This window comes from Pseudarthrobacter sp. B4EP4b, assembly GCF_006680095.1.
Lineage (GTDB): Bacteria > Actinomycetota > Actinomycetes > Actinomycetales > Micrococcaceae > Arthrobacter.
The window spans coordinates 1-1,582 of sequence record NZ_VHIJ01000004.1; the positions used below are offsets into that span (position 1 = coordinate 1).

Genomic DNA, 1,582 nt, shown 5'->3' on the forward strand with positions numbered 1-1,582 from the left:
GGTTTGAAGTAGGTGTTTTGTTGGGGTTTTTGGTGGGGGTCGAGGTGTTTTGGGGGTGTGAACCAGGGGGTGTTGTTGGTGGTGGTGATGGTCCATTGTTCTTTGTGGATGAGGTGGTGGTGGCCGCTGCAGAGGAGGACGCCGTTGTCGGTGTTGGTGGGGCCGCCGTGGGACCAGTAGGTGATGTGGTGGGCTTCGCACCAGGGGGCGGGGATGGTGCAGTTGGGGAAGGCGCAGCCTTGGTCGCGGGTGGTGAGGGCGGTGCGTTGGGCTGGGGTGAAGAGCCTGGTTTTGCGGCCGAGGTCCAGGAGTTCGCCGTGGGTGCCGAGGATGGCGGGGATGATGTCGGCGTCGCAGGCGATTTTTCGTAGGGTGGCGGCTGCGACGGGTCCGGTGAAGACGAAATTCCCGGTGCCGGTGCCGGTGCTGGTCCGGGCGTTGGTGCGGGTGCCGCCGGTTTCGCTGTCGTTGGGGTGTGTGCCGTTCCCGTTGCCGTCCCCGGTGCCGTTGCCGTTGCCGGCGTGTTTGGCGGTGGTGCTGGCTGTGGGCCCGGTGCTGCTCTGGTGGTGGGGGAAGAGGTCCTGGTAGTTGATGGTGGCGATGATGTGGGGGCGGTTGCCGCCGGTGGCGGGCAGGGCGTTGGTGGCCAGTGCTATTTTGGCGGCGCCGACGAGGCCCTCGAGTAGTTTTTGCGGCCGGGTGCGCCGGTCCAGGTCCGGGCCGGCGGTGTTCTCGTTCCACAAGTTGCTGTCTGCGGTGCCGTCACCGTTGGTCCCTGTGGCCGCTGCCGTGCCAGTGCCAGTACCGGTGGCGGTGGTCCCTGAGGTGCCTGCAGGGATCGGACCGGTGGGGGTTGTGGTGGTGCGGGGGTTGGTGGCGGTGTTCATGACGGTGCTGAGGTGTTCGAACTGGTCGGTGCTGGCGAAGATTTCGATGTGATGCAGGCCGTGGCGGGGTTTGCGGATGAAGGCGCCTTGGGTGTGGCGGAGGGCTTCTTCGCTGGGTTCGGTGCCGTCGGCGTCGATGGTGTCGGCCCAGCGGCGGGCGACGCGGGTGAGGAAGTCGGGGTCGGCTGTGGCCGCGGTGGTGGTGAGGTTTTCTTCGATCAGGGCCAGTTGTTCGGGTGTGGTGAGGTACTGGAGCCGGTTCAGAGTCAGGGCGATGATCGTCCCGGCCCGGGACGAGACCGCCGGGCAGGCAGCGGCTGTGCCCTGCACTCCGTCACCGGTGCCCACGGTGTCCTCGCCGCCGGTATCGGCCTCGGTGTCGGTGCTGTCCTCGGTGCTGGTGCTGTCCTCGGTGTTCAGGGTGTCCGTGCTGGTGTTGGTGGGTGTGGGGGTGAGGGCGGTGGCGAGGTGCTGGCGGGGTGCGGGGATGGTGTCGCCGGTAAGGGTGCTGGCCGGGAGGATGTCTTTTGCCAGGGTGAGTCGGCGGTTGGCTTCGCTCTTGTTGATCCTCAGCCGCTGGCGGAGGAACTCGGCGGTATTGGCGCAGCCGTCATCGGCCGGTGAGGTGATCACCCGGTTCCGGCCGTCGGTGACACTCATGGTCCCGGTGTCACAGGGTGCAGATCCGGCGGGCC

At 67.1% G+C, this 1,582-nt stretch carries 1 protein-coding gene; it reads right to left on the reverse strand.

Features of this window, described 5'->3' with window-relative positions; all coding sequences use genetic code 11:
- The coding region (locus FNL14_RS01820) for an HNH endonuclease signature motif containing protein (protein WP_255470668.1) at window positions 1-1,547 on the reverse strand (1,547 nt) is incomplete at its 3' end.
- Window positions 1,548-1,582: the final 35 nt, after the last annotated feature.